At 62.9% G+C, this 26,616-nt stretch carries 28 protein-coding genes and 1 riboswitch; of the genes, 22 read left to right on the top strand and 6 right to left on the bottom strand.

The features are described 5' to 3' along the window. Entirely contained in the window at nucleotides 1-1,437 is a 1,437-nt protein-coding gene (locus V6M87_RS04525; protein WP_332848548.1) for an alpha/beta fold hydrolase, read from the bottom strand. 211 nt (nucleotides 1,438-1,648) lie between these two features. On the opposite strand from V6M87_RS04525, the gene rplM reads away from it, so the two are divergent. The 4 genes from rplM (at nucleotide 1,649) to erpA (ending at nucleotide 4,165) form a co-directional block, all read left to right on the top strand. After that, nucleotides 1,649-2,077 carry a 50S ribosomal protein L13 gene (rplM, locus tag V6M87_RS04520; RefSeq protein WP_332848547.1) on the top strand — a complete coding sequence of 143 codons (429 nt, stop codon included), beginning with the start codon at nucleotides 1,649-1,651 and terminating at the stop codon, nucleotides 2,075-2,077. A 9-nt stretch (nucleotides 2,078-2,086) separates the two neighbouring features. Next, nucleotides 2,087-2,479 carry a 30S ribosomal protein S9 gene (gene rpsI / locus V6M87_RS04515; protein WP_332848546.1) on the top strand — a complete coding sequence of 131 codons (393 nt, stop codon included), beginning with the start codon at nucleotides 2,087-2,089 and terminating at the stop codon, nucleotides 2,477-2,479. A 129-nt stretch (nucleotides 2,480-2,608) separates the two neighbouring features. Further along, nucleotides 2,609-3,646 carry an N-acetyl-gamma-glutamyl-phosphate reductase gene (gene argC, locus V6M87_RS04510; protein WP_332848545.1) on the top strand — a complete coding sequence of 346 codons (1,038 nt, stop codon included), beginning with the start codon at nucleotides 2,609-2,611 and terminating at the stop codon, nucleotides 3,644-3,646. Between the two features lie 153 nt (nucleotides 3,647-3,799). Further along, nucleotides 3,800-4,165 (top strand): iron-sulfur cluster insertion protein ErpA, encoded by a 366-nt coding sequence (gene erpA / locus V6M87_RS04505; RefSeq protein ID WP_332848544.1) that lies wholly within the window; start codon nucleotides 3,800-3,802, stop codon nucleotides 4,163-4,165. A 53-nt stretch (nucleotides 4,166-4,218) separates the two neighbouring features. Here the strand turns inward: erpA and V6M87_RS04500 are convergent, their stop codons facing one another. Further along, complete coding sequence (locus tag V6M87_RS04500) at nucleotides 4,219-5,316, bottom strand: anhydro-N-acetylmuramic acid kinase (RefSeq protein WP_332848543.1); 1,098 nt, start codon at nucleotides 5,314-5,316, stop codon at nucleotides 4,219-4,221. Between the two features lie 89 nt (nucleotides 5,317-5,405). Further along, a complete protein-coding gene (locus V6M87_RS04495; RefSeq protein WP_332848542.1) occupies nucleotides 5,406-6,767 on the bottom strand; it encodes a M23 family metallopeptidase in 1,362 nt (453 codons plus the stop codon). A 161-nt stretch (nucleotides 6,768-6,928) separates the two neighbouring features. Between V6M87_RS04495 and tyrS the strand changes: the two genes are divergently transcribed. From tyrS to ruvB, 10 genes are all read left to right on the top strand, one after another. Then, on the top strand, nucleotides 6,929-8,206 hold the full coding sequence (gene tyrS / locus V6M87_RS04490; RefSeq protein WP_332848541.1) for a tyrosine--tRNA ligase: 1,278 nt from the start codon (nucleotides 6,929-6,931) through the stop codon (nucleotides 8,204-8,206). Next, a complete protein-coding gene (gene dtd, locus V6M87_RS04485) occupies nucleotides 8,203-8,661 on the top strand; it encodes a D-aminoacyl-tRNA deacylase (protein ID WP_332848540.1) in 459 nt (152 codons plus the stop codon). Before tyrS ends, dtd begins: the two co-directional genes overlap by 4 nt. A gap of 52 nt (nucleotides 8,662-8,713) precedes the next feature. Continuing rightward, entirely contained in the window at nucleotides 8,714-9,376 is a 663-nt protein-coding gene (locus tag V6M87_RS04480) for a YbhB/YbcL family Raf kinase inhibitor-like protein (protein WP_332848539.1), read from the top strand. Nucleotides 9,377-9,440: 64 nt separating this feature from the next. Then, on the top strand, nucleotides 9,441-10,070 hold the full coding sequence (locus V6M87_RS04475; protein WP_332848538.1) for a histidine phosphatase family protein: 630 nt from the start codon (nucleotides 9,441-9,443) through the stop codon (nucleotides 10,068-10,070). A gap of 123 nt (nucleotides 10,071-10,193) precedes the next feature. After that, entirely contained in the window at nucleotides 10,194-11,219 is a 1,026-nt protein-coding gene (gene dusB / locus V6M87_RS04470) for a tRNA dihydrouridine synthase DusB (protein ID WP_332848537.1), read from the top strand. A gap of 75 nt (nucleotides 11,220-11,294) precedes the next feature. Further along, the gene (locus V6M87_RS04465; RefSeq protein ID WP_332848536.1) at nucleotides 11,295-11,528 is read left to right on the top strand and encodes a helix-turn-helix domain-containing protein; all 234 of its coding nucleotides are present in this window, start codon (nucleotides 11,295-11,297) and stop codon (nucleotides 11,526-11,528) included. Nucleotides 11,529-11,613: 85 nt separating this feature from the next. Then, nucleotides 11,614-13,188 (top strand): bifunctional phosphoribosylaminoimidazolecarboxamide formyltransferase/IMP cyclohydrolase, encoded by a 1,575-nt coding sequence (purH, locus tag V6M87_RS04460; RefSeq protein WP_332848535.1) that lies wholly within the window; start codon nucleotides 11,614-11,616, stop codon nucleotides 13,186-13,188. A gap of 207 nt (nucleotides 13,189-13,395) precedes the next feature. Beyond that, the gene (gene ruvC, locus V6M87_RS04455) at nucleotides 13,396-13,932 is read left to right on the top strand and encodes a crossover junction endodeoxyribonuclease RuvC (RefSeq protein ID WP_332848534.1); all 537 of its coding nucleotides are present in this window, start codon (nucleotides 13,396-13,398) and stop codon (nucleotides 13,930-13,932) included. 24 nt (nucleotides 13,933-13,956) lie between these two features. Then, nucleotides 13,957-14,538 carry a Holliday junction branch migration protein RuvA gene (gene ruvA, locus V6M87_RS04450; RefSeq protein WP_332848533.1) on the top strand — a complete coding sequence of 194 codons (582 nt, stop codon included), beginning with the start codon at nucleotides 13,957-13,959 and terminating at the stop codon, nucleotides 14,536-14,538. A 9-nt stretch (nucleotides 14,539-14,547) separates the two neighbouring features. After that, nucleotides 14,548-15,612: a Holliday junction branch migration DNA helicase RuvB gene (ruvB, locus tag V6M87_RS04445; RefSeq protein ID WP_332848532.1), complete on the top strand. Its 1,065-nt coding sequence runs from the start codon at nucleotides 14,548-14,550 to the stop codon at nucleotides 15,610-15,612. Between the two features lie 8 nt (nucleotides 15,613-15,620). On the opposite strand, the gene V6M87_RS04440 is transcribed toward ruvB, so the two are convergent. Beyond that, nucleotides 15,621-16,049, bottom strand: coding sequence for a hypothetical protein (locus V6M87_RS04440; protein ID WP_332848531.1), 429 nt, complete (start codon nucleotides 16,047-16,049; stop codon nucleotides 15,621-15,623). Between the two features lie 169 nt (nucleotides 16,050-16,218). On the opposite strand from V6M87_RS04440, the gene V6M87_RS04435 reads away from it, so the two are divergent. Together V6M87_RS04435 and V6M87_RS04430 are read left to right on the top strand one after the other, a co-directional pair. Continuing rightward, the gene (locus V6M87_RS04435; protein ID WP_332848530.1) at nucleotides 16,219-16,671 is read left to right on the top strand and encodes a YaiI/YqxD family protein; all 453 of its coding nucleotides are present in this window, start codon (nucleotides 16,219-16,221) and stop codon (nucleotides 16,669-16,671) included. A 139-nt stretch (nucleotides 16,672-16,810) separates the two neighbouring features. Continuing rightward, nucleotides 16,811-17,584, top strand: a complete 774-nt coding sequence (locus V6M87_RS04430; RefSeq protein WP_332848529.1) for a hypothetical protein — start codon at nucleotides 16,811-16,813, stop codon at nucleotides 17,582-17,584. Between the two features lie 24 nt (nucleotides 17,585-17,608). On the opposite strand, the gene V6M87_RS04425 is transcribed toward V6M87_RS04430, so the two are convergent. After that, nucleotides 17,609-18,295, bottom strand: a complete 687-nt coding sequence (locus V6M87_RS04425) for an NADPH-dependent F420 reductase (protein ID WP_332848528.1) — start codon at nucleotides 18,293-18,295, stop codon at nucleotides 17,609-17,611. 110 nt (nucleotides 18,296-18,405) lie between these two features. Here V6M87_RS04425 and V6M87_RS04420 point away from each other — a divergent pair, with 110 nt between their 5' ends. Further along, the gene (locus tag V6M87_RS04420) at nucleotides 18,406-19,311 is read left to right on the top strand and encodes a LysR family transcriptional regulator (protein ID WP_332848527.1); all 906 of its coding nucleotides are present in this window, start codon (nucleotides 18,406-18,408) and stop codon (nucleotides 19,309-19,311) included. 1 nt (nucleotide 19,312) lies between these two features. Here the strand turns inward: V6M87_RS04420 and V6M87_RS04415 are convergent, their stop codons facing one another. Then, the gene (locus V6M87_RS04415) at nucleotides 19,313-22,129 is read right to left on the bottom strand and encodes a valine--tRNA ligase (protein ID WP_332848526.1); all 2,817 of its coding nucleotides are present in this window, start codon (nucleotides 22,127-22,129) and stop codon (nucleotides 19,313-19,315) included. Nucleotides 22,130-22,206: 77 nt separating this feature from the next. Continuing rightward, a riboswitch (TPP riboswitch) is annotated at nucleotides 22,207-22,302 on the top strand. A 64-nt stretch (nucleotides 22,303-22,366) separates the two neighbouring features. On the opposite strand from V6M87_RS04415, the gene thiC reads away from it, so the two are divergent. From thiC to thiE, 5 genes are read left to right on the top strand one after another with little or no spacing between them, the layout of a single operon-like run. Then, nucleotides 22,367-24,244, top strand: coding sequence for a phosphomethylpyrimidine synthase ThiC (gene thiC, locus V6M87_RS04410; RefSeq protein WP_332848525.1), 1,878 nt, complete (start codon nucleotides 22,367-22,369; stop codon nucleotides 24,242-24,244). After that, nucleotides 24,244-24,441 carry a sulfur carrier protein ThiS gene (thiS, locus tag V6M87_RS04405; RefSeq protein ID WP_332848524.1) on the top strand — a complete coding sequence of 66 codons (198 nt, stop codon included), beginning with the start codon at nucleotides 24,244-24,246 and terminating at the stop codon, nucleotides 24,439-24,441. Before thiC ends, thiS begins: the two co-directional genes overlap by 1 nt. 1 nt (nucleotide 24,442) lies before the next feature. Continuing rightward, nucleotides 24,443-25,225 carry a thiazole synthase gene (locus tag V6M87_RS04400; RefSeq protein ID WP_332848523.1) on the top strand — a complete coding sequence of 261 codons (783 nt, stop codon included), beginning with the start codon at nucleotides 24,443-24,445 and terminating at the stop codon, nucleotides 25,223-25,225. Then, nucleotides 25,222-25,950, top strand: a complete 729-nt coding sequence (gene thiD, locus V6M87_RS04395) for a bifunctional hydroxymethylpyrimidine kinase/phosphomethylpyrimidine kinase (protein ID WP_332848522.1) — start codon at nucleotides 25,222-25,224, stop codon at nucleotides 25,948-25,950. The genes V6M87_RS04400 and thiD overlap by 4 nt, the downstream gene beginning before the upstream one ends. A 12-nt stretch (nucleotides 25,951-25,962) precedes the next feature. Further along, a complete protein-coding gene (gene thiE, locus V6M87_RS04390) occupies nucleotides 25,963-26,580 on the top strand; it encodes a thiamine phosphate synthase (RefSeq protein WP_332848521.1) in 618 nt (205 codons plus the stop codon). Nucleotides 26,581-26,616 lie beyond the last annotated feature (36 nt).

The following is a 26,616-nucleotide window of genomic DNA, read 5'->3' as shown; positions in this document are numbered from 1 at the left end:
TTACGGTTGCGGCCCGGCATTGCCGAGCTGGAAAGAGGGCGCCGGAATCTCGTCGAGGCAGGTAGCGTCGAGCGGTTTTTCGGGATTGTCGAGGAAGGTGCGCAGCAGGCGTGGCGTGCAACCCAGTTGCGACACGCCGTGGCCGGCATTGGCGACCACGATATGGCGCGCATTGCGCATCGACTGCGCGGCCGAGGCCGCTCGGTGCGGCGGCGTGACCGGGTCGAGTGCGCCGGAAAACAGCAGCGCCGGCGCCGTGATCATGGTCGGCGCGCGCCATGGCACAGCCGGCACGTCGATGGCCTTGCACATGGCCGGCATGCGTCCGATCATCGTGCGGGTCAGCACGCCGGTGTCGCTGGCCAGCAGTTGCGGGGTCAGGCGCGGCATGTCCTCGGCGCACACCACCGCCAGGTGCAGCAGGATGGCGTTCGAGCCGTCGGCGGAAAAGTCGTTGGCCAGATTGCGCCGCGCCACGAACGGTTCCCAGTGGCCCTGGTAAGCGTTGTGGATCAAAAACGGTAACCTGCGCGTATCGATCGCCGAATACAGGATGCTGTGGATGGTGCCCTGATAGCGCGCGCTGCTCATCGCCACCTTGCCTGGCAGTGCGGTGCGCGGGTCGGCCATCGCGATGACGAGGTCGCCCTTGTCGACGCGTGCGCTGACGGCATCGAATTCGGCGCGCAGGTTCGGGAATGCGGCATGGCAGGCAACATCCCTGGCGCAGGTTTTGAACAGCTTGTCGAGCGCGGTCTGGCTGTCGCGTCCGCCGGCGGGAATGACCTGTTCGGGCGCGGCCACGCCGTCGAGCACCAGCGTGCGCACGCTATCCGGGTACGCGCGTGCATACACCTGGCCCAGGCGGGTGCCGTAGGAGCCGCCCCAAACATTGATCTTGCCGTAGCCGAGCGCCTGGCGCACTTGCTCGATATCGCGCGCGGCGTTGGCGGTGGTGTAGGCCGCCAGCGGTCGATCCGGACGCTTCCTGGCGGCGGCGATGCAGTCGAACATCTCCTGGTCGAGCTGGGCCTCGATCATGGTTTCCTGCTCGGGCCGGGTGGGGCAGTCGAGCCGGCCGCTCAGGCCGGTGCCGCGCTGGTCGATGAGCACGATGTCGCGCGTGGCGCGCACGCGCCGGAACGCGGTCGACAGCAGTGGCAGCACGTCGCTGCCCGCTTCGCCGGGGCCGCCGGCCAACACAAACAAGGGGTCGCTGCGCGCCGATTCGCGGAACGCCGGCGCCACGGTCACGTGCAGCGCCAGCGTCGGGCCGCCGGGCGCGGCCAGGTCGACCGGCACGGTCAGGCAGCGCAGGGCTTCTTCGACGCCGGGCAGGTGGCAGCTGCGTGCCTTGACGGGTGCGGCGGCCTGGGCTGCGCCAGCGAACAGGACGGCAGCAGCGAGGGAGAGGCAGACTGGCAAGCGGTATTTCAAGCGGCGTCTCCATTGATTATCACCACAGTCTAAGTTCACGACCTTCTTCTGGTCAACTACCACAGCGGCGTAATGGCCCCTTGACCCGCGCAGGCAAGATCGGCTATCATCGTCGGCTTTCCGTTTGCTCAGGAAAAGACATAAGGCAGAGTCCGCAAGATAGTAGAAGCGGAACCACCATTTGAGCGATTTAATACATTAGGAAGTCATCATGAAAACTTTTTCCGCTAAAGGACATGAAGTCCAGCGCGACTGGTTGGTGATTGACGCGACGGATCTGATCCTCGGACGTGTTGCCAGCGAAGTGGCACTCCGACTGCGCGGCAAACACAAACCGGAATTCACCCCTCACGTCGACACCGGCGATTTCATCGTCGTCATCAACGCAGGCAAATTGCGCGTTACGGGCACCAAGGCCACCGAGAAGACGTACTACCGTCACTCCGGCTACCCAGGCGGCATCTACGAAACCAACTTCAAGAAAATGCAAGAGCGTTTTCCTGGTCGCGCGCTTGAAAAAGCGGTCAAGGGCATGCTGCCTAAGGGCCCGCTTGGCTACGCCATGATCAAGAAGTTGAAAGTGTATGCGGAAGGTTCCCACCCGCATGCTGCCCAGCAACCGCAAGCACTCGTTCTCTAAGGAGCTGACATGATCGGCAACTACAATTACGGCACCGGCCGTCGCAAGAGCGCCGTCGCACGCGTGTTCATCAAGGTCGGTACCGGCTTGATCATCGTCAACGGCAAGCCAGCGTCGGAATACTTTTCGCGCGAAACCGGCCTGATGGTCATCCGTCAACCGCTGGAACTGACCGGCAACGTCGAGCGTTTTGACATCAAAGTCAACGTGCACGGCGGCGGCGAGTCCGGCCAGGCTGGCGCAGTTCGCCACGGCATCACCCGCGCACTGATCGACTACGACGCAGCACTCAAGGGCGACCTGGCACGTGCCGGTTTCGTTACCCGCGATGCACGTGAAGTCGAGCGTAAAAAAGTCGGCCTGCGCAAAGCACGTCGCGCAAAGCAATTCTCGAAGCGTTAATTTGCTTCATGCGGCGCCCCGGCGCTGTTGGAAGAGCCGCCCCGCGCAAGCCGGGCGGCTTTTTTATTAGTGTGACTGTTAAAATTGCACGTCGTCCGCGAGGACCCCATTTTTATTCAAGGATAAGCGATGATCAAAGTAGGCATTGTTGGCGGGACCGGCTACACCGGCGTTGAACTGTTGCGCTTGCTGGCGTCCCACCCGGAAGCCGAACTGACCGCGATCACCTCGCGCAAGGAAGACGGTTTACCTGTCTCCGACATGTTTCCATCATTGCGCGGCAGCGTCGACCTGGCGTTTTCGGCGCCGGACAAGGCTGACCTGAACAGCTGCGATGTGGTCTTCTTCGCCACCCCGCACGGCGTGGCCATGGCCCAGGCGCCGGCATTGCTGGCCAATGGCGTGAAAGTCATCGACCTGGCAGCGGACTTCCGCCTGAAGGACCAGGCGACATTCGAGAAGTGGTACAAGATTCCGCACACGGCCCCTGAATTGCTGGACGAGGCCGTATATGGCTTGCCAGAGCTGAACCGCGACGCCATCACCAAAGCGCGCCTGATCGCCAACCCGGGTTGCTACCCAACCACGATGCAGCTGGGCTTTTATCCGCTGCTCAAAGCCGGCATCATTGACGCCGGCAGCCTGATTGCCGACGCCAAGTCGGGCGTGTCCGGCGCCGGCCGCAAAGCCGAGATCGCTACGCTGTTCTCCGAGTCGAGCGACAATTTCAAGGCCTACGGTGTCTCCGGTCACCGCCACACGCCGGAAACCTCGGCCCAGCTGGCGCGCTATACCGACCAGAAAGTCGGCCTGCTGTTCACGCCGCACCTGGTGCCGATGATCCGCGGCATGCATGCCACCTTGTACGCGCGTTTGACCAAAGACATCGACGATGCCGCCCTGCAGGCGCTGTTTGAAGACGCATATAAAGAGGCGCCGTTCGTCGACGTGATGCCATTCGGCTCGCATCCGGAAACGCGTTCGACGCGCGGCTCGAACATGCTGCGCCTGGCGCTGCATCGTCCTGACGGCGGCAACACGGTGGTGGTGCTGGTGGTGCAGGACAACCTGGTCAAGGGCGCCTCCGGCCAGGCGGTGCAGTGCATGAACCTGATGTTCGGTTTCCCGGAAACGATGGGCTTGCAGCATATTGCGCTGCTGCCATAACTTGTGTTGTGGCCGCTTGGCCGCATATAGCGGGAATGATGCTGTACTGTCGCTTTTCCGGCTTGCCGTACTGGCAAGCTTGGAGCGGCCCGCAGCGTGACTTGAGTCAACGGTCTATAATGACCAATAAATTTTCCCTGGTAGGAGTTCCCCATGAATGCAGTTGCCGAAGTGCTCGACACGACGATTCCGTCGCCAATCATTTTTACCGATAGCGCCGCCGAAAAAGTGGCACAGCTGATCGAGGAAGAAGGCAATCCCGACCTGAAATTGCGCGTGTTCGTGCAGGGCGGCGGCTGTTCGGGCTTCCAGTATGGCTTTACCTTTGACGAAATCGTCAACGACGACGACACCACCATGGTCAAGAACGGCGTCCAACTGTTGATCGATTCGATGAGCTACCAGTACCTGGTGGGCGCCGAAATCGACTACAAGGATGACCTCGAAGGCGCCCAGTTCGTCATCAAGAATCCAACCGCCACGTCGACCTGCGGCTGCGGTTCGTCGTTCTCGGTCTAAGTTTTACCTCGATGCCCCGGCGCTCGCCGGGGCATATTTTCCCGCACAGATTGTCAGGCCGGATACAGCGCGCCGAGAATCCGCTCGCCTTTTGCACCCGTAACGGCGGGTAAATTGCCCGGCAATCTCTGGGTGAAACGATACCCCAGCCAAGCAAACGCCAGCGCTTCGACCCGGTTCGGCGCCACACCCAACACCTCGGTCGATTGCACGGTCGCCTGCGGCATGGCCGCGCCCAGTTGTCGCATCAGTTCGCCATTTTCCGCGCCACCCCCGCACACATACACTGCCGACACGTCGGCATTCTCGTCGTGGATCGCGCGCGCGATCGTGGTCGCCGTCAATGACGTCAGGGTCGCCTGCACATCTTCCGGCTTGAGCGCGTGCGGCAACTGCGCCAGGCGGACGTCGAGCCAGTCGGCGTGGAACAGGTCGCGCCCGGTGCTTTTTGGCGCCGCCAGCGTGAAATACGGTTCGTCGAGCAGGATGCCGAGCAGGGCCGGATCGAGCAGACCGGTCGCCGCCCAGGCGCCGTCGGCGTCGTAGGCGCGGCCCTGGTGGCGCGCAATCCACAAATCCATCAACACATTGCCGGGGCCGGTATCGAAGCCGCTAACGCGCCCGTCCGCATGCAGCACGCTGATATTGCCGATGCCACCGATGTTGACCACTGCGCGCGCCGTGCCCGGCTGGCCGAACTGGGCCGCGTGAAAGGCCGGTACCAGCGGCGCGCCCTGGCCGCCGGCGGCGACGTCGCGGCTGCGCAGGTCGGCAATCACGTCGATCCCGCACAGTTCGGCCAGCAGGGACGGGTTATTGGTCTGGCGCGTAAAACCCAGTTCGGGGCGGTGGCGGATGGTTTGCCCGTGCACCGCGATGGCGGCGACCGGCCCGCTGGCCGCCGGCAGCAGTTGCGCCACGCATTCCGCGTAGAGGGCGGCCAGCCTGTTCGCCACCAGCGCTTCCCGTTCGATCTCGTCGGGCCCGCTGACCTGCAGTGCCATCAGTTGAGACCGCAAGGCGGGCGGGAAGGGGATGAAGGCGGCGGCGACGGTGCGGATGGCGCCGTGGCCGAAATCGGCCAGCACGCCATCCACGCCGTCTAGGCTGGTTCCGGACATCATGCCGATATAGAAGGTGGAATTTGCCATGGTGGTTCCTCAAAAAGCATTCGGCAAAAGAAAAAGCGCCTGGATGCGCATCTTACTGCGAATCCAGGCGCTTTCGGACCAGCTGAAACTTAGCGTGCAGCCAGGCGTGTCGTCAGCGCTGCGCTGGTGTTCGACAGCAGCGTGAAGCGGTGGCGCATGTCCAGCGCGGCGGTTTTGAAGCGCGCCAGTTCGCCGCTGTTCAGTGGCTGCTGGGCCAGGTTGCCGAGCGACATAGGGTCACGCGCCTGGTTGGCGACGCGGAATTCATAGTGCAGGTGGTTGCCGGTCGACCAGCCCGTCGAGCCGACATAACCGATCACGTCGCCCTGGTTGACGCGGGCACCCTTGCGCAGGTTGGACGCAAAACGGCTCATGTGGGCGTAGGCGGTGGTGTAGTTGGCCCAGTGCTTCAGGATCACCAGATTGCCGTAGCCGGTCACGCCGTTGCCGGCGTAATCGACAACGCCGTCGCCTGATGCGCGGATCGGGGTGCCGTTCGGTGCCGCGAAATCGACGCCCTTGTGCTGTTTCCAGTTGCCCGTGACCGGGTGGCTGCGCATGGCGAAGCCCGACGAAATACGGGAAAATTCGATTGGCGACTTGAGGAAGGCTTTTTTGAGCGCCTTGCCGTCCAGGGTGTAATAACCGCCCTGTTTCGTGATTGGATCTTCGAACCAGACCGACTGGTAGGTGGCGCCGCGGTTGGTGAACTCGCCGGCCAGTACTTTGCCGACTTTGACCATTTCGCCGTCCAGCCAGAAGGTTTCGTAGACCACATTGAAATGGTCGCCGCGCTTCAGGTCGGAACGGAAATCGATGTTGGTCGAGAACATCTGGATGATCTGGCTGACCACGCCGTCCGGCATCTTGCTGCCGTCGGTGGCCGAGTCGGTGGCCGAATACAGGGAGTTATTGATGGTGCGCGCACGCATTTCGACGCGGCGTTCCAGCTTGACCGGGGCTTGCGCCGCCACCAGCTTGCCATCCTTGCGGGTGATCGTGATGGTGTTGGTTGGCAGGTCGGACTTGTCGGCCAGGGTGGCTTGCAGCGAAATCAGTTCACCGTTTTCGTCGGTTTCTGCCTGGATGCGCTTGCCCGTTTTGAGCTGCATGACAGCGCGGGCGACCTTGTCGGAGCGGATGAAGGCCAGCGCTTGCTGGTCTTCGACGCCGAGGCGGTTGAGCATGGCGCCAAGCGAGTCGCCGGCACGAACACGTTCTTCGTGGACGAATTGCTGGTCTTGCTGCATGGAAGCGATTTGTTCGCTCAGGTTGGGCAGGGCCAGATCCTGGGCGATCGATTTGCTGTTCGCATCGTCGTTTGAACTGACGGGGGCGGTCGCGACTGCACCAAACGCAACGACGGTCAGGGCAACGGCACCCGCACCGACGATGCGGGTTTTGCGAGACGTTCCTGCCAGCTTGCTAGTGATTTTATGTATGAGATTCATGCAATCAGTTAAAATTTGCCGCTTGAACGCCTGTCAGACGCACTTTTTATTCTTGTTATCGTTCTTAAAAGTTTTCGCGGGGCAAGATTGATGGGATCGGGAATTATAGCGCACTCTTGCGTCCTACAACTGTTTTAGCCATTTTCCTACAAGAATTTTATATGACCGCACCCGCCGTATCTGTTAGTACTATCGGTAAAAATGCTTTATCTACCGCAACCCAGCCTCTGCCGCTGACCGATCTCGTCCTCGAATCGCTGGCGATTACGAAGCGTGGCGTCGACGAACTGCTGATCGAGAGCGAGTTTGCGCAGAAGCTGGCGCGTGCCGAAAAAACGGGCACACCGCTGCGCATCAAGCTGGGACTGGATCCTACCGCACCTGACCTGCACCTTGGCCACACGGTTGTACTGAACAAGCTGCGCCAGTTGCAAAACCTGGGCCACCAGGTGATTTTTCTCATCGGCGACTTCACCTCCATGATTGGCGACCCGTCGGGCCGCAACATCACGCGCCCGCCGCTGACCAAAGAACAAATCGAAGCCAACGCCATGACCTATTTTGGCCAGGCCTCGCTGGTGCTCGACGCTGCCCGTACGGAAATCCGGTACAACTCGGAATGGTCCGATCCGCTGGGGGCGCGCGGCATGATCGAGCTGGCGTCGCGTTACACCGTGGCGCGGATGATGGAACGCGACGATTTCACCAAGCGCTACAAGAGTGGGACTCCCATCTCTGTCCATGAGTTCCTTTATCCCTTGATGCAGGGCTACGATTCAGTGGCTTTGAAATCGGACCTTGAGCTGGGTGGAACAGACCAGAAATTTAACTTGCTGGTCGGACGCGAACTGCAAAAAGATTACGGCCAGGAGCCCCAGTGCATCCTGACCATGCCGCTGCTCGAAGGCCTGGACGGCGTCGACAAGATGTCCAAGTCGAAAAACAATTACATCGGGATCACGGAAGCGCCGGCCATGATGTTCGGCAAGCTGATGAGCATTTCCGACACCATGATGTGGCGCTATTTCGAATTGCTGTCGTTCCGCTCGCTGGAAGACATCGCCGCGTTGAAGGTAACAGTTGCCGGCGGCGCCAACCCGCGCGACGCGAAAGTCGCACTGGCCCAGGAAATCGTCACGCGCTTTCACTCGGCCCAGGCAGCCACCGAGGCGCTGGCCGATTTCGTGAATCGCTCGAAAGGCGGCATTCCGGACGACGTGCCGGAAATCACCCTGGCTGGCGCACCAATGGGCGTTTCGCACTTGCTCAAGGCAGCCGGCCTGTGCGCGTCGACCTCGGAAGCGATGCGCATGGTCGACCAGGGCGGCGTGCGCATTGATGGCGCCGTGGTCACCGACAAGGCCATCAAGGTCGAGGCCGGCACAGTTGTGCTGCAAGTTGGCAAGCGCAAGTTCGCCAGGGTCACGCTGACGGCATGATTGCGCTGTTACAACGCGTGCGCCACGCCAGCGTGACGGTCGATGGCGCCCGCATCGGCGCCATCGACGCCGGCTTGCTGGTGTTTCTGTGCGCGGAGAAGGGCGACACGGCGCGCGAAGGCGATGCACTGCTGGCCAAGCTGCTCGGCTACCGCGTGTTCGCCGACGAAGCCGGCAAGATGAACCGCAGCGTCGTGGATGTGGCCGGCGGCTTGCTGCTGGTGCCGCAATTCACGCTCGCGGCCGATACGCGCTCCGGCACGCGGCCCTCGTTCACCCCGGCCGCGGCGCCGGCGGATGCACGGCGCCTGTTCGACCACGTGGTGGCGCAGGCCCACCTGCGCCACCCTGACGTTGCCACTGGCCAGTTTGGCGCCGACATGCAAGTGGCGCTGACCAACGACGGACCGGTCACTTTCTGGCTGCGCATTGATCCACCCAAACCTATCGCGTGAAACCTGCATCTTGTATGGAGGTCTATACAATATGGGTAGGGAGGGAAAGGCGATGAATATCTGGAGCGACAGTTTTATCGATGGCGGCGTCGTGCCGCCCGAGTGCGCCTTGTGTGTGATCGATCCCGGCAATCATGTCCGTTTTTCGCGCAACCGCAATCCGCACCTGGCCTGGGATGATGTCCCGCATGGCACCCAGTCGCTGGTGCTGCTGTGCCACGACCCGGATGTGCCTTCGGTCGGTAACGATGTCAACCAGCCGGACCGCGTCGTGCCGCTGCACCTGCCGCGTGTGGACTTTTATCACTGGACCCTGGTCGACATTCCGGTGGCATTAAAAACGCTGGCGGAAGGTGGCTTGTCGGAGGGTGTCACGCCGCAAGGCAAAACTGGCCCGCTGCTGCCGTTCATGGTTAAGAATGGCACTGAGCACCAGTTGCGCCAGGGCGTCAACGACTACACCGGCTGGTTTGCCAGCGACCCCGCCATGGCCGGCGAGTATTACGGCTATGATGGCCCATGCCCGCCGTGGAACGATGAGCGGGTGCACACCTATATATTTACCCTGTATGCGCTCGATATCCCGCGCTTTCCCCTGGAAGGGCGGTTTACGGGCGCCGAAGCGCGGCTGGCCATCGTCGGCCACATCCTCGACGAAGCGCGTGTGTTTGGTGTCTACTCGCTCAATCCCGAGGTCGCGGCGACGCTGGCCTGAACCTGTTGTTCCTACCTGAACTGGATTTCCCCTGGACCCGATTGCCACGCCTGTTACCACCATCTTGTTAGTACGCCATGGCGAAACCGCCTGGAATGCCGAGCGACGCCTGCAGGGCCACCTCGACATTGCCCTGAATGCGGAAGGCGAGCGCCAGGCGGCGGCGGTGGCCCGCGCGCTGGCCGGCACGCACATCGACACCATCGTTTCCAGCGACTTGCAGCGCGCCAGCCAGACGGCGCAGGCCATTGCCGCCAGCCATGCATTGCCGGTGCAAGTGGAGCGGGCGCTGCGCGAGCGCTGCTACGGCGGCTTCGAAGGGCTGCTGTACAGCGAGATCGAGCAACGCTTCCCGCACGAATTCGCCCAATGGCAGGCGCGCGAAGTCGATGCCGTGTTGCCCGCCGGCGCCAACCTGGGCGAAAGCTTCCGCCAGTTTTATGCGCGCTGCACGAATGCCATCATCGCCGTGGCCACGCGCTGCCCGGGCCAGACCATCGTGCTGGTGGCCCACGGTGGCGTACTCGAGTGCGCGTACCGTTGCGCCCTCGGCATGGCGCTGGAAACGCCACGCACCTTTACCATTCCCAACGCCAGCATCAACCGCTTTACCTTTCAAGACGGCAAGCTGACCCTGATCAGCTGGGGCGAGATCGAGCATTTGCAGCAGGTCGCCATGGATGAGCTGAACTGATCCCGTCAGGCAACCTTGTCGCATTTGCTACACCATTGCCGCGCCCGTCAAAATAGTGCTGATAATTTGAGCAGCGCATCGGTTAAAATAGCAGGTTCCCGTTGTTACTTTGATCCTGCTCCTGTGCAAATCGGCCCTTATCTCCTGCGTAACAATGTCTTCGTCGCACCCATGGCGGGTGTGACCGACCGTCCATTCCGCCAGCTGTGCAAGCAGCTGGGGGCAGGCTACGCCGTATCCGAAATGGCGGCGTCGAACCCGCGCCTGTGGGCCAGCGAAAAGAGTGCCCGGCGCACCGACCATGCGGGCGAGATGGAGCCGAAAGCCGTGCAAATTGCCGGCGCCGACCCGCAGGACCTGGCCGATTGTGCAAAGTTCAACGTGGCGCGGGGCGCCCAGATCATCGACATCAATATGGGTTGCCCGGTCAAAAAGGTCTGCAACAGCTGGTGCGGTTCGGCCTTGCTGCAGAACGAAGCCCTGGTCGAGCGCATATTAAATACGGTGGTGGCGGCGGTCGACGTGCCGGTGACGCTGAAATTTCGTACCGGCTGGGACCGTGAAAACAAAAATGCGCTGCGCATTGCCGCGCTGGCAGAGCAGGCCGGTATCCAGATGCTGACCCTGCACGGGCGCACGCGCGCCGATGGTTACAGCGGCGAAGCAGAATACGACACCATTGCTGCGGTGAAAGGGGCTGTGCGCATTCCCGTGGTTGCCAATGGCGACATCACGACGCCCGAGAAAGCCCGCCTGGTGCTGGAATATACCAATGCCGATGCGGTCATGATCGGGCGCGCGGCGCAGGGCCGGCCGTGGATTTGCCGCGAGATCGACCATTATCTGCAAACCGGCACGTGTCTGTCGCCGCCGTTCGTGGCCGAAGTACGCGCGCTGATGCACGAACACCTGGAAGCACACTACGCCTTTTATGGCGAATACCTGGGCGTGCGCACGGCGCGCAAGCATATCGGCTGGTATGTGCGCGAGCTGGAAGGCGGCGAAGAATTTCGCCGCCGCATGAACTTGCTGGAGTCGACCGTCGACCAGCTGGCCGCCGTCGACCAGTTCTTCGATTCGCAACAACGCCACGGCGACCGGTTACAATACCGGCCCGCCTCTGTTCAGGACCCCGTCCTGGCGGCGTGACAAGAATTAAAAACAGCAGCCCCCGAGACACCCCGCTACGCACGCCGCGGCACCACATCAGGATGAAGTACGTATATGAGCAAAGAAAGTATCCAGGAAGTCGTCCAGAAAAGTCTCGAGGACTATTTCAATGACCTGGGCGAGCAGCAACCGTCGAACATCTACGACATGATGGTCCTGACCGTCGAGAAGCCGATCCTGGAAGTCGTGATGCAGCGCGCTGACGGCAACCAGTCGCATGCCGCCCAGATGCTGGGCATCAACCGCAATACCCTGCGCAAGAAGCTGCAGGAGCACGGGCTGCTGTAATACCGGCTGGATGCAGCGCCGGGTATTTGGACCGGCTGCGCACGCCGGAAATGAACGACCGAATACCCCTCTCGAAAGCACTGTCATGATCAAACAAGCCCTCCTTTCCGTGTCCGACAAGACCGGCGTCCTCGAATTTGCGCGCGAACTGTCGAACCTCGGCGTCAAGCTGCTGTCCACCGGCGGCACCGCCAAACTGCTGCAGGACAATGGCGTTCCAGTCACCGAAGTGGCCGACTACACCGGTTTTCCGGAAATGCTCGACGGCCGCGTCAAGACCTTGCACCCGAAAGTGCACGGCGGCATCCTGGCGCGCCGCGATTTTCCGGAGCACGTCGCCAAGCTGGCTGAACATGACATCCCAACCATCGACATGGTGGTGGTGAACCTGTACCCGTTCCAGCAAACCGTTGCCAAAGAAGATTGCTCGCTGGAAGACGCGATCGAAAACATCGACATCGGCGGCCCGACCATGCTGCGCTCGGCTGCCAAGAACCACCGCGATGTGGTGGTGCTGTGCGATCCATCCGATTACGCCGGCGTACTGGCCGAAATCAAGGCGGGCGGTACGGTGCCGTATGACACCCGCTTCATGCTGGCCAAAAAAGTGTTCGCACACACCGCGCAATACGACGGCGCCATCACGAATTACCTGACCAGCCTGGGCGACGACAAGGCCCACGCCACCCGCGCCGCCTATCCGCAGACCTTGAACATGGCGTTCGAAAAAGTCCAGGACATGCGCTACGGCGAGAACCCGCACCAGTCGGCGGCGTTCTACCGCGACATCGCCCCGGCCGTGGGCGCGCTGGCGAACTACAAGCAATTGCAGGGCAAGGAACTGTCGTACAACAACATCGCCGACGCCGATGCCGCGTGGGAATGCGTCAAGTCGCTGGGCGGCCTGGGCCAACCTGCCGGCTGCGTGATCGTCAAGCACGCCAATCCGTGCGGCGTGGCAATCGGCACCGATGCGCTCGACGCCTACACGCGTGCCCTCAAAACCGATCCGACCTCGGCGTTCGGCGGCATCATCGCCTTCAATGTGGAAGTCGATGCGCGTACCGCCGAGCAAGTTGCCAAACTCTTCGTGGAAGTGCTGATTGCGCCGTCGTTCACGCCGGAAGCGCGCCAGTTGATGGCTGCCAAGCAAAACGTGCGCGTGCTGGAAATCGCCTTGGGCGACGCGCATAACCCGTACGACGTCAAGCGCGTCGGCGGCGGGCTGCTGGTGCAGTCGCCGGACGCGAAAAACGTCGGTCTCGGCGAACTGCGCGTGGTATCGAAGAAGCAGCCTACACAGGAACAATTGCAGGATCTGATGTTTGCGTGGCGCGTGGCCAAGTTCGTCAAGTCGAACGCGATCGTGTTCTGTGCGGGCGGCATGACCCTCGGCGTGGGGGCCGGCCAGATGAGCCGCATCGATTCGGCGCGCATCGCGTCGATCAAAGCGGCCAATGCCGGTCTGTCGCTGGCCGGCTCGGCCGTGGCGTCGGATGCGTTCTTCCCGTTCCGTGACGGCCTCGATGTTGTCGTCGATGCGGGCGCGACCTGCGTGATTCATCCGGGTGGATCGATGCGCGACCAGGAAGTCATCGATGCCGCCGACGAGCGCGGCGTGGTGATGTTGTACACGGGTGTGCGCCACTTCCGTCACTAAGGCAATCTCGGTATGGGTACCGGCTTGCGCCGGTATGACGGTCTTCAATGTGTTGGCCTTAAAACCGTCACCCCGGCGCAGGCCGGGGCCCATACCATGCGTGCAGCACCACAAATGCATGCCTGATATGGACCCTCGCTCTTGCGATAACTGTGTTTTTACACAGTATTTCCCCACCTCCAGCGCCAGCCGCTATATCATTCGTCCATGATAATTCTTGGCATTGACCCTGGCCTGCGCACCACCGGTTTCGGCGTAATCGAGAAGCTCGGCAGCAAGCTGCGCTACATCGCGTCGGGCACCATCAAAACCGGCAGCGAAGGCGCCTTGCCGCCGCGCCTGAAAGTGATCCTGCGCGGCGTCAGCGAAATCGTGGCGACCTATCGCCCCGATTGCGCCGCCATCGAAAAAGTGTTCGTCAACGTCAATCCGCAATCGACCCTGCTGCTGGGCCAGGCGCGCGGTGCGGCCATCTGCGCGCTGGTTCATTCCGAGCTCGACGTGGCCGAATACACCGCGCTGCAGGTCAAGCAAGCCGTGGTCGGCAGCGGCCGCGCCGCCAAAGAGCAGGTGCAGGACATGGTGGCGCGCCTGCTGGTGCTGCCGGGCTTGCCCGGCACCGACGCCGCCGATGCGCTGGGCGTGGCAATTTGCCATGCCCACAGCGTCGACACGCTGGCGTTGTTGAAAGCCTTGACGCCGGGCATGGTCGGCCTGTCGATGAAGCGCGGCCGCCTGGTCTGACACATACTATTAGAGGGAACACATATGATCGGTCGCATCTCGGGAGTTTTGCTGGAAAAGAACCCGCCGCAAATACTGGTGGATTGCCAGGGCGTCGGCTACGAAGTCGATGTGCCGATGAGCACCTATTACAACTTGCCCCAGCTGGGCGAGAAGGTCACGCTGTTCACCCACCAGGCGATTCGCGAAGATGCCCATCTGCTGTTCGGTTTCGACAATGCCGCCGAGCGCGCCGTGTTTCGCCAGCTGATTAAAATTACCGGCGTGGGCGCCCGCACCGCGCTGTCGATCCTGTCCGGCATGACCGTGCCCGACCTGGCCCAGGCCGTCACGATGCAGGAATCCGGCCGCCTGATGAAAGTGCCCGGCATCGGCAAAAAGACGGCCGAGCGCCTGCTGCTGGAACTGAAGGGCAAACTGGGCGCCGACCTGGGCCATGTGCCGGGGGCTGTCCCGATGCACGATGCCGAGTCCGATATCCTGAATGCGCTGCTGGCGCTGGGCTACTCGGACAAGGAAGCCGTGGCCGCACTGAAGAAACTGCCGCCTGGCAGCACCGTCTCGGACGGCATCAAGCTGGCGCTCAAAGGGCTGTCTCGTGGATAATCGACGCACATGAGCATCCAGACCGACAATTTCAGCGAAGCGCGCGTGATCGACGCGGCGCCGGCATCCCCCAACGAGGAGGCGATCGAACGCGCCTTGCGCCCCAAGCACCTGGACGAATACGTTGGCCAGGAAAAAATCCGCGACCAGCTGGAAATTTTCATCACGGCTGCGCGCAAGCGCCGCGAAGCGCTCGATCACACCTTGCTGTTTGGTCCGCCGGGCCTGGGTAAAACCACGCTGGCGCACATTATTGCGCGCGAGATGGGCGTCAATTTGCGCCAGACCTCCGGTCCGGTGCTGGAGCGCCCGGGCGATCTGGCGGCCATATTGACCAACCTGGAAGCGAACGACGTCCTGTTCATCGACGAGATTCACCGCCTCTCGCCAGTTGTCGAAGAGATACTGTATCCGGCGCTGGAAGATTATCAAATCGACATCATGATCGGCGAGGGACCGGCGGCGCGTTCCGTGAAACTCGATTTGCAGCCGTTTACGCTGGTCGGCGCCACCACCCGCGCCGGCATGCTGACCAACCCGCTGCGCGACCGCTTCGGCATCGTCGCCCGGCTGGAGTTTTACAATACGGCAGAACTCACCCGCATCGTCACCCGCAGTGCGGCCTTGCTCAACGCGCCGATCACGGAAGACGGCGCGCGCGAAGTGGCCATGCGCGCACGCGGCACACCGCGCATTGCCAACCGACTCTTGCGGCGCGTGCGCGATTACGCCGAAGTCAAAGGCAATGGCGACATCACCAAGCCGATTGCGGACGCGGCGTTGGTCATGCTGGACGTGGATTCGGTCGGCTTCGACGTGATGGACCGCAAACTGCTGGAAGCCGTGCTGTTCAAATTTGGCGGTGGGCCGGTGGGCATCGGCAACCTGGCGGCCGCCATCGGCGAAGCAGCCGACACCATCGAAGACGTGCTGGAACCGTACTTGATTCAACAGGGATATTTACAGCGCACGCCGCGGGGCAGGGTAGCCACACCGGCCGCCTATACCCACTTCGGGGTCGCCGCGCCGCGGCTCAGTCCGACGGGCGATTTGTGGGATAGCCTGCAAGGTTAGCGCCAGCTTCAGAGGCGGCTGGGTATGTCGCGGTAAGGGTCGACGATCGTGTCGCGCGGCCGCATCGGGCGGTGCTTGCGGACTTGGCTGCCGGGATAGACGAAGCTGACAAACAGCACGGCTGCCATGCAGAACATGGTCACGCACAGGTAGACGGCTTGCTCGTAGCTGGTTTCAGCGACCATCGCCACGCCAGTGATGAGCGGCACCGCCAGCAACAGGCCGCCGATCGTGCGCAGGATGGTGGATTTGCGCATGCGGTGGCCAGCCAGGCCAACGAAGAAAAAGCTCGCCGCAATCACGGCCAGCAGTGTGCAACCCATGACCACCGTCTCCATGTCTTCGCCGCGCAGCGTACCCTGGGTGCGCAAGTACAATGGCGCGGCGATCAGGATCACGCCGCCAATGAGGATCGCCAACAGGCGTAAAAAAAACATGGAGTACTCCAGGAATGTGACAGCCGAAAAAATGCTTGCGCACAATATCCTAGATTAACTGAAAAAACGCTGAAATTGCACACTACTTGGACCGCGTGGGAATCCCGGCACGAACCGTTGTTTAAATGCAACTAAGTTCCCGTGTGCATAATATTGAATTGGAACGACGATGAAGATTTGGGTCGATGCGGATGCCTGTCCCGGCGTGATCAAGGAGATCTTGTTTCGGGTCGCGCAGCGACGCGCCCTGCAGGTGACGCTGGTCGCCAACCAGTTGCTGCGCGTGCCCGGCTCGCGTTTCATCACGGCAGTCCAGGTGCCGTCCGGCGCGGACGTGGCCGATGCCGAAATCTTGCGTCAGATGGCCGCTGGTGACCTGGTTGTCACCGGCGATATTCCGTTGGCGGCCTTGGTGCTGGAGATGCACGGTTTTGCACTGAACCCGCGCGGTGAGTTTTATACCAAAGACAATATTGCCCAGCAATTGACGATGCGCGCTTTCATGGAAGAGTTGCGCAGCGGCGGTGTCGACACCGGTGGCCCGGCGCCGTTCGGCCAGGCCGACCGCCAGCAATTTGCCAATGCCCTCGACCGCCACCTGGCCCGCCACGCCGGACCGTAATGCGGCCCAGCCAGCTGTTGCGACAATGGCACACAGCTTGGTCACGACGCGAATGTACGCCATAATTGCCGAAATTCAATAAAATACCCACAATTCATCGGCGTGTGCGTGCCGGGCTGAAGGCTGTCCCATGAGAAAAATGATGCAATTGCTTGCCATACTGGCGCTGGCCGTTCCTGCGCAGGGCGCTTTTGCTGCGCCCGGTCTGGCACAGCAGGCGCACGCGACCGAAACCCGGGCGCTCGGCATCGCTGTTTCCACAGGCAACGCCGAACAGGTCAAGCTGCTGCTCAGCCAGGGCGCCAATCCGCTGGCCGGCCTGCCGAGTGCACTGGAACGGGCGCTTTACGTCACCGCATCCGGATCCAGTTACAAGCGCGGCAGCCGGTTGCCGCCGCAGTCTGGCGTCATGGTGCCGCTGTTGCTCAACCACATCGTCAAGGTGCAGAAGGTGGCGCTGGCGTCGATCCGCTGGAAGCCGCTCGAACTGGCCTTGCAGGACGCGGCCGAATCGGATGACGATGCCGATGTGGAAGGGGAAGCAGACAATGTTGCGCGCGTACGCTTGCTGGTGGCGGCCGGTTTCAGTGCCCGCAGCCTGAGCGAAGCGGCCGCTGCCGCCGCGCTGGCCATTCCCGACAAGGGGCTGGCCAGCGAGCTGCTCGATCGCGGCATGCTGCGCATGGGCCCGGCGCAGGCGCGCTCGGCCCCGACTGCCAAGATCCTGCTGACGGCCGTGGCATGGCGCCGCGCCGACCTGTTGCCGAAGCTGCTGGAGCTGGGCTATGACCCGAATTTGCGCAGCGGCGGCAACCCGAGTCCGGTTGACCTGGCCATGCAGCTGGGTGCTGCCGATGAACTGAACGCCTTGCTGGCCGGCGGTGGGCGCATCGACGACGCCGCGCCGCGCTGAGCGCGTAGCGGGCCGGTCGAAGGCTTACACCGGCGCGTCGAAGGTGCCGGGGCTGTGCTGCGTGGCCTTCCATTCTGCCGTGCGTTCCGGCGTCGCCTCGGCCAGCGCACGGCGTACGCCGGCAGCATCGAAGTCTTGCAGATAGCCGGGCGTGCCGGGCTGCTGGCGCCAGGACGCGGCGATCGGGCCGGCATCAACACCTTCCAAGCCGATATCGGCAAGTAGTTGCATCACGCTCGCCTTGGCGCCGGCATCGTCGCCGGCCACGGCCAGGGCGACCTGGCCGGGCCGGTTTTCCAGCGGCAGGTGGCCGGCCAGGATCGAATTGAATACCTTGATGACCGGACGGCCCAGGTGCTGTTCCACCCAGGCGCTTTCCGGCAGGCCCGCTTCGATGGCAGGGATCAGGCCATCCCGGTGCTGCGGATAATAATTGCTGGTGTCGATCACGATTTGACCGGCCGGGCCCTGGCTGAACAGGTCGGCTGGCAGGTCAGGGACGTTGACCAGCGGGATGGCCAGCACCACGATGGCGCTGGCCTTGACCACCTCGGCGGCAGTCGCGGCGCGCGCGCCGGTTTCCTGTGCCAGACTGGCGAGCGAAGCAGGACCGCGCGAATTGGCCACGGTGACCTGGTGGCCCGCCTTGGTGAACAGGCGCGTTAACGCTGCGCCGATATTGCCCGATCCGATAATGCCGATATTTGCCATGATTTTTTATTCCCTGGTAGTGGCTAAACGCCTGAGTGAACGATAATATTGCGTTTCGAATCAGGCATAAATGCTGATCTGAAGCTGTCTGTCACAACCAGGAGTGTCGAATGGATCGTCTTGCCAGCATGGCCGCGTTTGTGAAAACGGCGGAGGTTGGCTCATTTGCCGCGGCTGCCGGCGCGCTCGGCATCTCGCCGCAGATGGTGGCCAAGCATGTGGGCTGGCTCGAGAGCCGCCTGGGTGCGCGCCTGATCCATCGGACCACGCGCCGCCAGAGCCTGACGGAAATCGGCAAGGAATATTGCGAGCGCTGCCGGACGGTACTGGCCGACGCCGACTGGGCTGACGCCATCGCCGACGATGCGAAGGGTGCGCCGCGCGGGCGCCTGCGCGTGAATGCGCCGGTGTCGTTCGGCACCCATACGCTGGTGCCGGTGATCGGTCGCTATTTACGCGCTTATCCCGAGGTGGAAATCGACCTGGTCCTCAATGACCGCTTTGTCGACCTGGTGGAAGAAGAATTCGAGGCGGTGTTTCGCATCGGCCCGCTGGCCGATTCCAGTTTCGTGACGCGCGCGCTGGCGCCGTTCCGGCTTGTGGCGTGCGCCTCACCGGCCTATTTGCAGGAACGCGGTGTACCCGCCACGCCGGCCGACCTCGACCGGCATGCCTGCCTGGCGTATGCCTGGGGCGCGGGGGCGGTGCATGGCAACTGGCAGTTCACGCGCGATGGCGAGCACTACAAGGTCGACATACGACACCGCCTGCGCCTGAACGATGCCAAGGGCTTGCTGGTGGCAGCCCTGGAAGGCATCGGCATCGCGTTCATTTCCGAAGACCTGGCGCGCGAGGATTTGCGCGCCGGACGGCTCGTGAATGTGTTGCCCGAGTATGAAACGTTGAAGCGTCCCATGCACCTGCTGTACCACCGCGACCGCCGCCAGACGCCCAAGCTGAAAAGTTTTATTGCCGCCGTCGTCAGCGAACTCGGGCTGGCGGCGGACGGCGCATAACTTATGCAGTTGCCAGTTTCGCGAACTGCTCGTTCAACTTCGCGATCGTTGCCGAGAAATTGACCAGGCGTTCGTGTTCCTGCGCCACCACGGCGGCCGGTGCACGGGCCACGAAACTCTCGTTCCCCAGCTTGCCATTGATCTTGGCAATTTCGCCTTCGATGCGGACGATTTCCTTCGACAGGCGCTCGCGCTCGGCAGCGACGTCGATCTCGACTTTGAGCATCAGCTTGGTTTTGCCGACAATCGACACGGCCGCTGGCGAATCCGGCAGCGCATCGACGATCTGCACTTCGGACAGCCTGCCCAGCGACTTGATATACGGCGCAAAGCCGGCCAGCGCGGCTTTTTCGAAGGCGTCGCCCGGTTCGACAATCAGCGGCACCGGCAGCTTGGGCGCCAGCTTCATTTCACCGCGCAGGTTGCGGGTCGCGTCGGTCAGCGCTTTCAGCTGCACCATCCAGGCTTCGGCGTCGGCGTCGATCAGCGCTTCATTGGCGATCGGGTACGGCTGCACCATGATCGAATCGCTGCCGTCGGCCTTGGCTTTGCCAGCCAATGGGGCCACCACTTGCCACAGCGCTTCGGTCACGAACGGAATGATCGGGTGCGCCAGGCGCATGATCACTTCCAGCACACGCAACAAGGTGTGGCGCGTGGCGCGTTGCTGCGCCTCGGTGCCCTGCTGAACCTGCACCTTGGACAGCTCCAGGTACCAGTCGCAGAACTCGTCCCAGACGAATTTGTAGATGGCGGCGGCAATCAGGTCGAAGCGGTAGTCGGCAAAGCCCTGCGCCACGTCCAGTTCCACGCGCTGCATCAGCGAGATGATCCAGCGGTCGGCCGGCGACAGGTCGGCCGCATCCGGCGCGCTGCAATCCTGGTTTTCCGTGTTCATCAAGACGAACTTGGTCGCATTCCACATCTTGTTGCAGAAGTTGCGATAACCCTCGGCGCGGCCCAGGTCGAAATTGATGTTGCGGCCCAGCGAAGCGTAGCTGGCCATGGTGAAGCGCACGGCATCGGTGCCGTAAGCAGCAATCCCGTCCGGGAACTCCTTGCGCGTGGCCTTGGCGATTTTTTCGAGCGAGGAAGGACGCATGTCCATCAGGCCGGTGGTGCGCTTGGCGACCAGTTCCTCGAGTCCGATGCCATCGATCAGGTCGATCGGGTCGAGCGTGTTGCCCTTCGATTTAGACATCTTCTGGCCGTTTGAGTCGCGCACCAGACCATGCACGTACACGGTTTCAAACGGCACCTGGCCGGTGAAGTGGCAAGTCATCATGACCATGCGCGCGACCCAGAAGAAGATGATGTCGAAGCCGGTGACCAGCACCGACGACGGCAGGAACATTTTCATGTCAGGCGTTTGTTCCGGCCAGCCCATGGTGGAGAAGGGCACCAGTGCGGACGAGAACCACGTGTCGAGCACGTCGTCGTCGCGGCGCAGAACGCCCGTCGATCCAGCCGCGGCGGCTTTCGCTTGCGCTTCTGCTTCGGTGCGGGCGACGAAATACTGGCCGGCTTCGTCGTACCACGCCGGGATGCGGTGGCCCCACCACAGCTGGCGTGAAATGCACCAGTCCTGGATGTTGCCGAGCCAACGGTTGTAGGTGGTCGACCAGTTCTCCGGCACGAACTTGATTTCGCCGTCGGCGACTTTTTCGAGCGCCACTTCGGCGATCGATTTGCCAGGGTAGAAGGTCCCCTCCGGCGCCGGTTTGCTCATGGCGACGAACCACTGGTCTGTCAGCATCGGCTCGATGACGACGCCGGTGCGGTCGCCGCGCGGCACTTGCAGCTTGTGTGGCTTGACCTCAACCAGGAAACCCAGCGCATCGAGGTCGGCAACAATCTGCTTGCGCGCGGCAAACCGGTCCAGGCCGCGGTAGGCCGCCGGCATGTCATCGGTCATTTTCGCATCTAACGTGAGCACGATAATCTGCGGCAGCTTGTGGCGCTGGCCCACCTGGTAATCGTTGAAGTCGTGCGCCGGCGTGATTTTCACGCAGCCGGTGCCGAATTCTTTATCGGCGTAGTCGTCGGCGATCAGCGGGATTTCGCGGTCGGTCAGCGGCAGCTTGATCATCTTGCCGACCAGCGCGGTGTAGCGCTCGTCAGTCGGGTCGACTGCCACGGCGACGTCGCCCAGCAGCGTTTCAGGACGCGTGGTGGCGACCGTCACATGGCCGCTGCCGTCCGCAAACGGGTAGCGGATGTACCACATGAAACCGTCTTCTTCGGTCTGTTCCACTTCGAGCTCGGAGACGGCCGTACCCAGCACCGGATCCCAGTTGACCAGGCGCTTGCCGCGGTAGATCAGGCCTTGTTCGAACAGGCGCACGAACACTTCGGTGACCGATTGCGAGCGCGGCTCATCCATCGTGAAGTATTCACGCGCCCAGTCGGCCGACGAACCCATGCGGCGCATCTGGCCGGTGATGGTGTTACCGGATTTTTCTTTCCACTCCCAGACCTTGGCCGTGAAAGCGTCGCGGCCCAGGTCGTGGCGCGAGATTTTCTGCGCGTCGAGCTGGCGCTCCACGACGATCTGGGTGGCGATGCCGGCGTGGTCGGTGCCCGGAATCCAGGCGGTGTTGTAGCCGCGCATGCGGTAGTAGCGGGTCAGGCCATCCATGATGGTCTGGTTGAAGGCGTGCCCCATGTGCAGGGTGCCGGTCACGTTCGGCGGCGGCAGCTGGATGCTGAACGAGGGCTTGTCGGCGTCCATGGAGGCGGCGAAGTAGCCGCGCTGTTCCCACTCGTTGCGCCAGAACTGTTCAATGTCGGCTGGCTCGAAAGACTTGGCTAATTCCATGATGGTGGCGTGTGCATTTGGCGAAAACACCAATTATAAACTGTCGTATAATTCGCTCGCTGCCGGTCATACTTGGCAGCACACGCTAGGGGTCCTGTGCATTGCACGGGTGAGAAATACCCTCTGAACCTGATCTGGATAATGCCAGCGAAGGGAAGCCTGTGAAGCCACCACGCCGTTTTTTTAACCTTGCGTGCTTCACGTTCCTTTGCTGGCTCCTGCCACCAAAGGAGCCACATGAAAACCGTACCGTTCGACTCTGCCACCGCCACCGCGGACCAGGCAGCCATCCATCCGTTTCCCGGCTCGACCAAGATCTACGTGCAGGGCAGCCGGCCCGACATTCGCGTGCCGATGCGCTCCGTCAGCCAGTCCGCCACCTCGGCCAGCTTCGGCGGCGAGCCGAATCCCCCGCTGCCGGTGTACGACACCTCCGGCGCCTACACCGATCCGGCGCTCACCATCGACATCCGCGCCGGCTTGCCGACCCCGCGCCTGCCGTGGATCGTGGAACGGGGCGATACCGAACAGCTGCCCGGCCCCAGCTCGCAGTATGGCGTCGAACGTTTGCACGACGCCAGCCTGGACGGCCTGCGTTTCAAGCTGACGCGCCAGCCGCGCCGCGCCGTCGCTGGTGCGAACGTCACCCAGATGCATTACGCCCGGCAAGGCATCATCACGCCGGAGATGGAATTCGTCGCCATCCGCGAAAACCTGCGCCGCCGCGAATACCTGGCTGAACTCGAGGCTAGCGGCGAGATGGGCCGGCGCACGGCGCAGCTGATCGGCCGCCAGCATCCCGGCCAGTCGTTCGGCGCAGCGATACCGGACGAGATCACGCCGGCCTTCGTGCGCGATGAAATCGCCCGTGGCCGCGCCATCATCCCGGCCAATATCAACCACCCGGAAATCGAACCGATGATCATCGGCAGGAATTTCCTCGTCAAGATTAACGCCAACATCGGCAACTCGGCCGTCACCTCGTCGATCGGCGAAGAAGTCGAGAAGATGACCTGGGCCATCCGCTGGGGCGCCGACAATGTGATGGATCTGTCGACCGGCAAGCATATCCACGAAACGCGCGAATGGATCATCCGGAATAGCCCGGTCCCGATCGGCACCGTGCCGATCTACCAGGCGCTGGAAAAGGTCAACGGCAAGGCCGAAGACCTGACCTGGGAAATCTACCGCGACACGCTGATCGAACAGGCCGAACAGGGCGTCGACTATTTCACCATCCACGCCGGCGTGCGCCTGGCGTATGTCCCGATGACCGCGAACCGCCTGACTGGCATTGTCTCGCGCGGCGGCTCGATCATGGCCAAGTGGTGCCTGGCGCACCATGAAGAATCGTTCCTCTACACGCACTTCGAGGACATCTGCGCCATCATGAAGCAGTACGACGTGTCGTTTAGCCTGGGCGACGGCCTGCGCCCCGGCTCCATCTACGACGCCAACGATGAAGCCCAGCTGGCCGAACTGAAAACGCTGGGTGAGCTGACGCAGATCGCCTGGCGCCACGATGTGCAGGTGATGATCGAGGGCCCCGGCCACGTGCCGTTGCACCTCATCAAGGAGAACATGGACCTGCAGCTGGACCAGTGCCACGAGGCGCCGTTCTACACCCTGGGCCCACTGACGACCGATATCGCGCCCGGCTACGACCACATCACGTCCGGCATAGGCGCAGCCACCATCGGCTGGTACGGCACGGCCATGCTGTGCTACGTGACGCCCAAGGAACACCTGGGTTTGCCGGGCAAGGATGACGTCAAGACCGGCATCATCACCTATAAAATTGCCGCCCACGCGGCCGACCTGGCCAAGGGCCATCCCGGCGCCCAGATGCGCGACAACGCCTTGTCGAAGGCGCGCTTCGAATTTCGCTGGGACGACCAGTTCAACCTCGGCCTCGATCCCGACAAGGCGCGCGAATTCCACGACGAGACGCTGCCCAAGGAATCGAGCAAAGTCGCCCACTTCTGCTCGATGTGCGGGCCCCATTTCTGCTCGATGAAGATCACCCAGGAAGTACGTGCGTATGCCGCCAGGGGCATGCAGGAAAAGGCCATCGAATTCGTGCGCGGCGGCGCCAAGTTGTATCAGGAGGTCTGATGATCGACATCGAACTCAATGGCGCGCCGTATGCGGCGCCGCCGCTGCTGGAAGACCTGGTCGCGCAGTTGGCGCTGACCGGACAAAAGCTGGCTGTGGCAGTGAACCGCCAGGTCGTTCCGCGCCCGCAATGGGCAACTTACACACTGTTAGCGCGCGACCGGGTCGACATTGTGCGCGCCATCGGAGGAGGCTGACATGCACGATCTACTTACCATCGCAGGAACCACTTACCAATCGCGCCTGCTGGTCGGCAGCGGCAAATACCGCGACCTGGCGCAGACGCGCGAGGCTACCGATGCCGCCGAAGCGCAAATCGTCACAGTCGCCATCCGGCGCGTGAACATCGGCCAGGACCCGCACGCCCCCAGCCTGCTCGACGTGCTGCCGCCAGGCCAGTTCACCATCCTGCCCAATACCGCCGGCTGCTTCAATGCCAGGGACGCGGTCTACACGCTGCAGATGGCGCGTGAACTGTTAAATGGCCAGAAGCTGGTCAAGCTGGAAGTGCTGGGCGACGAGAAGACGCTGTTTCCGCACATGCCGGAAACCCTGATCGCGGCCGAACAACTGGTCAAGGATGGCTTCGACGTCATGGTCTACTGCAGCGACGACCCGATCCAGACGCGCCTGCTGCAGGAGATCGGCTGCGTGGCCGTGATGCCGCTGGCGTCCCTGATCGGCTCCGGCATGGGCATCGTCAATCCGTGGAATTTATCGTTGATTATCGAGCAGGCCACGGTGCCGGTGCTGGTCGACGCCGGCGTCGGCACCGCGTCGGATGCGGCCATCGCCATGGAGCTGGGCTGCGACGGCGTGCTGATGAACAGCGCCATTGCGCTGGCGCGCGACCCGGTCGGCATGGCGCACGCGATGAAGCTGGCGGTGCGGGCCGGGCGCGCGGCCTACCTTGCCGGCCGCATGCCGCGTCGCTTTGGCGCCTCGCCCTCGTCGCCGATGCAGGGACGGCTGGGCGCATGAACACGGTGCTCGTGTTCTCGGGCCTGGACCCGGGCGGCGGCGCCGGCCTGTCCGCCGATATTGCCGCCATCGGCGCGATGGGTGCGCATGCGCTGCCGATTGCCACCGCGCTCACGGTGCAGGACAACGAGCGCGTGCTGGAATTGGCGCCGGTCGACACTGGCCTCATCGTGCGCCAGGCCGAGACCTTGATCGCGCGCTTCGCGATTGACGCGGTCAAGCTCGGCATTCCCGGCAACCGCGCGAATGCCGTCGCGATTGCGGCGCTGGTCAAGCGCCTGCGCGAGCGCGCGCCAAGGCTGCCGGTGGTACTCGACCCCGTTCTGGCCAGCGGGCGCGGCGACGCGCTCGGGCAGCAGGAGGCACTCGCCGCCTTGCTGGACGTCGCCACGCTGCTGGTGCCGAACCTGCCCGAAGCCGCGGCGCTGGGGCCGGTGCCGTGTGCGCACGTGCTGCTCACCGGCGGCCATGGCGAGGGCGACGTCATCGTCAACCGCTGGCTGCACGACGGCGGCGAGCGCGCGTGGCGCTGGCCACGCCTGCCCGGTGAATTTCACGGCAGCGGCTGCACGCTGGCGGCGGCGATTGCGGCGCGCCTGGCGCAGGGCGACGCCATCGCCGACGCGCTCGAGCGCGCCCAAGCTTATTGTCACGCGGCGCTGGCGCAGTCGTTTGCCCTTGCTCCCGGCCAGCGCATCCCGCGCCGGTTTCTGATATCGACCTGAAAGGAGTAAAACATGCGCGGTTTATATCTCGTCACGCCCAACTGGGATGACACGCAACGCCTGCTCGCCGTCACCGAGGCCGGCTTGCGCGGCGGTGCGGCGCTGGTGCAGTACCGCCACAAAACGGCCGATGCTGCCTTGCGCCGCGAGCAGGCCGGCGCGCTGCTGGCGCTGTGCCGACGCCATCGGGTGCCGCTGGTCGTCAACGATTACCTCGACCTGTGCGTCGAGCTCGATGCGGATGGCGTCCACCTTGGCGGCAGCGATGGCGACCTGGCGGCCGCGCGCAAGGTGCTGGGACCGGACAAGATCGTCGGCGCCTCATGTTACGGCGAGCTGGCGCTGGCGCTGGCGGCGCAGCTGGCCGGCGCCAGCTATGCTGCATTCGGCGGCTTCTATCCATCACCCGTGAAACAATACGATTTCGTGACGCAGCCAGGCTTGCTGAACCACGCCCGCGCGACCCTGTCCCTGCCGCTGGTGGTCATCGGCGGCATGACAGCGATCAACGCGGCGCCGCTGGTGGCGCACGGGGCCAGCATGGTGGCCGCCATCACCAGCGTCTACGGCGCAGCCGATCCGCAAGGCGCGGCGCGCGACTTCACGGGCTTGTTCGGCATGGGCGCGTGATTTCACGCTGCTGGCGTTAAAATGGGGCGTGATCGA

The sequence above is a fragment of the Massilia sp. S19_KUP03_FR1 genome, from assembly GCF_036688685.1.
In the GTDB taxonomy this organism is placed as follows: domain Bacteria; phylum Pseudomonadota; class Gammaproteobacteria; order Burkholderiales; family Burkholderiaceae_D; genus JALYUM01.
The sequence above is the reverse complement of the archived record's forward strand: the minus strand, read 5'-3'. Positions and strand labels throughout refer to the sequence as shown.

Bases quoted from the DNA above. Each gene is read 5' to 3' on its own strand.
- rplM (WP_332848547.1), top strand. From the start codon at position 1,649: ATGAAAACTTTTTCCGCTAAAGGACATGAAGTCCAGCGCGACTGGTTG.
- rpsI (WP_332848546.1), top strand. From the start codon at position 2,087: ATGATCGGCAACTACAATTACGGCACCGGCCGTCGCAAGAGCGCCGTC.
- argC (WP_332848545.1), top strand. From the start codon at position 2,609: ATGATCAAAGTAGGCATTGTTGGCGGGACCGGCTACACCGGCGTTGAA.
- erpA (WP_332848544.1), top strand. From the start codon at position 3,800: ATGAATGCAGTTGCCGAAGTGCTCGACACGACGATTCCGTCGCCAATC.
- V6M87_RS04500 (WP_332848543.1), bottom strand. From the start codon at position 5,316: ATGGCAAATTCCACCTTCTATATCGGCATGATGTCCGGAACCAGCCTA.
- V6M87_RS04495 (WP_332848542.1), bottom strand. From the start codon at position 6,767: ATGAATCTCATACATAAAATCACTAGCAAGCTGGCAGGAACGTCTCGC.
- tyrS (WP_332848541.1), top strand. From the start codon at position 6,929: ATGACCGCACCCGCCGTATCTGTTAGTACTATCGGTAAAAATGCTTTA.
- dtd (WP_332848540.1), top strand. From the start codon at position 8,203: ATGATTGCGCTGTTACAACGCGTGCGCCACGCCAGCGTGACGGTCGAT.
- V6M87_RS04480 (WP_332848539.1), top strand. From the start codon at position 8,714: ATGAATATCTGGAGCGACAGTTTTATCGATGGCGGCGTCGTGCCGCCC.
- V6M87_RS04465 (WP_332848536.1), top strand. From the start codon at position 11,295: ATGAGCAAAGAAAGTATCCAGGAAGTCGTCCAGAAAAGTCTCGAGGAC.
- purH (WP_332848535.1), top strand. From the start codon at position 11,614: ATGATCAAACAAGCCCTCCTTTCCGTGTCCGACAAGACCGGCGTCCTC.
- ruvC (WP_332848534.1), top strand. From the start codon at position 13,396: ATGATAATTCTTGGCATTGACCCTGGCCTGCGCACCACCGGTTTCGGC.
- ruvA (WP_332848533.1), top strand. From the start codon at position 13,957: ATGATCGGTCGCATCTCGGGAGTTTTGCTGGAAAAGAACCCGCCGCAA.
- ruvB (WP_332848532.1), top strand. From the start codon at position 14,548: ATGAGCATCCAGACCGACAATTTCAGCGAAGCGCGCGTGATCGACGCG.
- V6M87_RS04440 (WP_332848531.1), bottom strand. From the start codon at position 16,049: ATGTTTTTTTTACGCCTGTTGGCGATCCTCATTGGCGGCGTGATCCTG.
- V6M87_RS04435 (WP_332848530.1), top strand. From the start codon at position 16,219: ATGAAGATTTGGGTCGATGCGGATGCCTGTCCCGGCGTGATCAAGGAG.
- V6M87_RS04430 (WP_332848529.1), top strand. From the start codon at position 16,811: ATGATGCAATTGCTTGCCATACTGGCGCTGGCCGTTCCTGCGCAGGGC.
- V6M87_RS04425 (WP_332848528.1), bottom strand. From the start codon at position 18,295: ATGGCAAATATCGGCATTATCGGATCGGGCAATATCGGCGCAGCGTTA.
- V6M87_RS04420 (WP_332848527.1), top strand. From the start codon at position 18,406: ATGGATCGTCTTGCCAGCATGGCCGCGTTTGTGAAAACGGCGGAGGTT.
- V6M87_RS04415 (WP_332848526.1), bottom strand. From the start codon at position 22,129: ATGGAATTAGCCAAGTCTTTCGAGCCAGCCGACATTGAACAGTTCTGG.
- thiC (WP_332848525.1), top strand. From the start codon at position 22,367: ATGAAAACCGTACCGTTCGACTCTGCCACCGCCACCGCGGACCAGGCA.
- thiS (WP_332848524.1), top strand. From the start codon at position 24,244: ATGATCGACATCGAACTCAATGGCGCGCCGTATGCGGCGCCGCCGCTG.
- V6M87_RS04400 (WP_332848523.1), top strand. From the start codon at position 24,443: ATGCACGATCTACTTACCATCGCAGGAACCACTTACCAATCGCGCCTG.
- thiD (WP_332848522.1), top strand. From the start codon at position 25,222: ATGAACACGGTGCTCGTGTTCTCGGGCCTGGACCCGGGCGGCGGCGCC.
- thiE (WP_332848521.1), top strand. From the start codon at position 25,963: ATGCGCGGTTTATATCTCGTCACGCCCAACTGGGATGACACGCAACGC.